Source organism: Pontibacter sp. BAB1700, from assembly GCF_000277005.1.
Classification (GTDB): Bacteria; Bacteroidota; Bacteroidia; order Cytophagales; family Hymenobacteraceae; genus Pontibacter; species Pontibacter lucknowensis.
Genome location: NZ_AKIS01000189.1, coordinates 1 through 4075, shown reverse-complemented (window position 1 = coordinate 4075; position 4075 = coordinate 1). Strand labels below are relative to the sequence as shown.

5 protein-coding genes are annotated in these 4075 nt (G+C 50.7%); 3 read left to right on the top strand and 2 right to left on the bottom strand.

Annotated elements, in window-relative coordinates:
* Positions 1–172: 172 nt before the first annotated feature.
* From O71_RS18850 to O71_RS18845, 3 genes are all read left to right on the top strand, one after another.
* Positions 173–721 carry a M48 family metalloprotease gene (locus O71_RS18850; protein ID WP_237717907.1) on the top strand — a complete coding sequence of 183 codons (549 nt, stop codon included), beginning with the start codon at positions 173–175 and terminating at the stop codon, positions 719–721.
* 100 nt (positions 722–821) lie between these two features.
* On the top strand, positions 822–980 hold the full coding sequence (locus tag O71_RS26040; protein WP_007660163.1) for a hypothetical protein: 159 nt from the start codon (positions 822–824) through the stop codon (positions 978–980).
* 42 nt (positions 981–1022) lie between these two features.
* Positions 1023–1931: a diacylglycerol kinase family protein gene (locus tag O71_RS18845; protein WP_007660162.1), complete on the top strand. Its 909-nt coding sequence runs from the start codon at positions 1023–1025 to the stop codon at positions 1929–1931.
* Between the two features lie 7 nt (positions 1932–1938).
* Here O71_RS18845 and O71_RS18840 read toward each other — a convergent pair whose 3' ends face one another.
* Both O71_RS18840 and O71_RS18835 read right to left on the bottom strand, forming a co-directional pair.
* The gene (locus O71_RS18840; RefSeq protein ID WP_007660161.1) at positions 1939–3168 is read right to left on the bottom strand and encodes a metallophosphoesterase; all 1230 of its coding nucleotides are present in this window, start codon (positions 3166–3168) and stop codon (positions 1939–1941) included.
* Positions 3168–3803: an LON peptidase substrate-binding domain-containing protein gene (locus O71_RS18835; RefSeq protein WP_007660160.1), complete on the bottom strand. Its 636-nt coding sequence runs from the start codon at positions 3801–3803 to the stop codon at positions 3168–3170. Before O71_RS18835 ends, O71_RS18840 begins: the two co-directional genes overlap by 1 nt.
* Positions 3804–4075 lie beyond the last annotated feature (272 nt).

Here is a 4075-nt window from a genome sequence, read left to right as displayed (position 1 = left end):
ACCTTCTGCTATACCTGTCCTCTTCTGCTCGTTTTTTTCCGCGCGCTGCGTATACTTTTTAGTGCAATAAAAAGTATATGATGAAGCAGCACACCCGACTGACTCAGATACTTTTGTGCGATAGCTGAATAAGGATTTGAATGGCAGTTAAAAATTTAAGGAGAAGCGTAAGATGAGAGCAGTCATGAAGTTGATCGTCGCCATTCTGATCGCGGCGGTATCACTGGTCACGTACTGGTGCAACAGACAGGAAAATGAGTTTACAGGCCAGGTGCAGCACGTAGACATGACCGTAGAGCAGGAGATCGCGCTGGGACTGCAGACCGCCCCCAAAATGGCATCTCAATATGGTGGGTTGCACCCTGACGAGCAGGCGAGGGCACAGGTAAACGAAATAGGGCAGCGCCTTGTTCAGAATACCCGTGTCAGAGAAACACCCTATAAGTTCGACTTTCACCTGCTGGCCGATGAAAATACAGTAAACGCATTCGCTTTGCCTGGCGGACAGATCTTTATAACAGCTGGCCTGCTGCGCCGCCTCAGTTCAGAGGCCCAACTGGCAGGAGTGCTGGGCCATGAGATAGGACATGTGGTTGGACGGCACTCTGCCAGCAACTGGCCAAGGCAAAGCTCACCCAGGGCCTCACCGGCGCTGCTGCCATTGCCACTTATGATCCGAATAATCCTGCCTCGCAAACCGGTGCTGTGGCTGCCGCCATGATTGGGAAATTAATGAACATGCGCTATGGCCGGGAGGATGAGTTGGAGTCCGACAGACTGGCTGTGCGCCTGACAGGTGAGGCTGGTTATGACCGCGGGCCATGATAGAGGTGATGCGCATTCTGGAGGAAGCCAGCGGTGGTGCCAGTGGTCCTGAGTTCACTCAAACGCACCCAAACCCAGGCAACCGTATAGCTGAAATTGAGCGTGCCATCCAACAGAAATATCCAAATGGCTTGCCCGCTGGTTTGATCGACTAAGCCATCAAACTTAAAATCAACCAAAGACACCACGACAGCAGCATGCAACAAGAGGATAAGATCAAAAACCTGCTATTTGTTATCAACCCCATCGCAGGCGACATAGACAAAAGTGAGCTGGAGGAAGAGATAAGGACTGTCTGTACCGAGCATCAGCTGAACTGCACCATTTACCGCACCACCGGTGAAAGAGACCACGAGCATGTAAAGAAAAAAATCGAGCAGCATCAGTATGATGCGGTGTTTGCAGTAGGGGGAGATGGTACGGTCAGTCTGGTGGGCGCCTTGCTGATAGGCAGTAAGACGCCCCTGGGCATCATCCCGCTCGGTTCAGGCAACGGGCTTTCCAAGGACTTAGGTATACCGCAGGACACAGAGGAGGCGCTGCAGCTGATCCACGAACACGTGATACGCAACATCGATACCATTGACCTGAACGGGCAGCCTTCTATTCACCTCAGCGATCTAGGTTTTAATGCGTTGGTCGTAAAGCGATTCTGCGAGGGTGACAAGCGAGGCCCGGGTGCCTATGCCTGGATAGCCTTGCAGGAATACATGAACTACGAACCAAAGTTCTACCGCATTGAAACCGATACGGAGAATTTTGAAGGAGAGGCTTTTATGGTCACGATTGCCAATGCCAATGCCTTTGGGAGCAATGCTGCCATCAACCCGAGCGGTATCCTGAACGATGGCCGTTTTGAAATCTGTCTAATTGAGCCCTTTCCGAAGGCTGCAGCTCCAGCACTGCTGTTCCGCATGTATACAGACAACATAGACGGGTCGGTTTATACCCGCCGCATCAGCTGCCGCAAAGCCACGGTTTACAACGTTGACCATGAAGTGGTGCACATCGATGGGGAGCCGGCCGAGTTGGGAGAGGAGATAAAAGTTACGATGCACCCCAAAAGCCTGAAAGTCATACTGCCTATACCTGAAGAGGAAGGTTGAGCCAAAACTATACCTCCTGCGTCTGCTCTTTTGGCTGCAGTACGGAACCGAGTTCTTTTCTGAACACTACAGCTCCGGGTTTTGAAACATTTTCCCCCTCAGTCACTGCGAGGGCTTCTATCCATACCTCTCCGGTATCATAATAGTTAAGCACAAAAAAGCCCCGCTGCTCCAGCGTAAAAGTGGCTTTGCCGCCCTTCTTCACGAATGATGTTTTACTCCCGGACCCGCTGACAATGTAATGGTTGTCCCGCACTTCAAAGTGCTGCAGGTTGTGGTCGTGCCCTGCCACATATACGATGTTGCTGTACTGATGGAAGATACGAAGCAGGCGTTTGCGCATTTTGCGGTATTTACGGTGCGACATGTCTTCATAGGCACCGAACATTTTGCGGTAGAAGGGATATAACGAGCCAAAAATGGGCAGCGGAATATAAAAGCGCTTGTGGGCGGCCGTCAGCGGAAATATGTGTTGCTTGATCGTGAACTTGCCACCATGCAGGGCATTGCTGTAAAGTGGGTGGTGCGCGGCCACCACGATGCGCTGGTGCCGGTTTCGTCTTAAGATCTTGTTCAGGCGCAGGAAGAAGTCTTCGATGTCATCATAGGGGCAGCCCTGTTTGCGGCCCATCGGCTTTTCGCCGCGCTGCACCCACCACTGTGTGTTGATGATCACCAGCAGCAGTCCATCGGCTAGCTGTATAGCCTCCGGGCCTGGACAACCATGTCGTGGCAGGTAGCTGCATTCGTCCTGCAGTGTATCCACCACATACTTTTCTTGTCGCAGCACATATTCCAGTCCTTTTTTGCGTCCTTTGTTCCAGTCATGGTTACCGCTCAGAAAGATCTTGCGTCCTGCATACGCTCTCATTTGATGCAACAGAAAGTCCAAGCGCTCTTTGGCGGCAGGGTAGTGGCGGTGGGTTTCAGCAGGGAGTCCAACAGGATACAGGTTATCGCCCAGAAACAGGACGCTACCGTCTGGTCCTGTATTATGCTGCCATTCATCTAACAGCTTCATCACAGGGTCGGTGCCATCGGTCGCCACATAGCCAACGTCCCCCATAAAAGCGATGCTGTGCACCAAACGGGCCTCTGGTTTGGGCAGGCACTTGCGCCAGCCAACATCCGATAGTTTGTAGAAGGGTTTGTTCCGGTACTTGAGCTCTTGCCAGTAGCTGAACAGCCCAAATACCAAAAATAGCACAGTAGGTATGAGAATAAAGTATAGCAGCATCAGAAGTTGGGTGGTGTAAGGTTTTTGAAATGCCCATTGAGCTTGACACGTTCCTTCAGCTTTTCAGTTTCGGCTACGATGGGCAATACCTGTTCAAGGTGCTGAAGGATCATCTCTTGCCGCAGTGCCTCACTGTTACACTGCAATAAGGTATATTCCTGTTCTGTATTGAGGCCTAAATTGTGGGCTACGTCAAAAGAACTAAAGTTTTCGGGTAGCTCCATCAGGATACTGCTTATACCTAGAGCGGTATACAGTTCCTGCAGTTTCTCACGTATTTTCATCTTTGTCACGATGTCCTCGTCCTCCACGTTCTCTACTTCCTCTACTTTGCCGCCTGCATACAGTCTGCCCGGTGCCTGCCTGTCAAACTCCAGTATCTTGAATATGCCCAGTCCCTGGGTGCGAATATCCATCTCACCGGTGTCGTATTTTTTCTCGACGTGCAGCAGTTTGATCTCCGTGCCATACAGGCCCACGCCATTGTTAATGAAGGCAGGTATCCCAAAAGTGCCCTCGTTTTCGATGCAGTCGTGGACCAACTGCTTGTAGCGTGGCTCGAAGATGTGCAGGTTCAGCTTCTCGCCCGGAAACACCACGATATTCAACGGAAACAAGGGCAGATATTTTTGCATGATCTATTCTTTAGCTTAATAACAGGCAAGTACTGGTTTTGTATATGGAATACGGGTATGATCAGAGCCGTGTTAAGTATCGTAATTCAGTCAGGTTGCTTTTGTTGCATTATAAGCCAAAACACTTAGCTTTGCGCACTTATTTTCAACCTCTTAAAATGAAGAAGAAACGGCTGGGCTTTCGCGAGATCAGGCTCGTCATRACAAAGCTTTTGCTGAAGCCATTCCGGATTCGATGACCAAGCTTACCGTAACCCGGTCTGAAGCCATTC

Excerpts from the sequence above, each read along its gene's own strand:
- O71_RS18850 (WP_237717907.1), top strand. The coding sequence starts at position 173 with ATGAGAGCAGTCATGAAGTTGATCGTCGCCATTCTGATCGCGGCGGTA.
- O71_RS18835 (WP_007660160.1), bottom strand. The coding sequence starts at position 3,803 with ATGCAAAAATATCTGCCCTTGTTTCCGTTGAATATCGTGGTGTTTCCG.
- O71_RS26040 (WP_007660163.1), top strand. The coding sequence starts at position 822 with ATGATAGAGGTGATGCGCATTCTGGAGGAAGCCAGCGGTGGTGCCAGT.
- O71_RS18840 (WP_007660161.1), bottom strand. The coding sequence starts at position 3,168 with ATGCTGCTATACTTTATTCTCATACCTACTGTGCTATTTTTGGTATTT.
- O71_RS18845 (WP_007660162.1), top strand. The coding sequence starts at position 1,023 with ATGCAACAAGAGGATAAGATCAAAAACCTGCTATTTGTTATCAACCCC.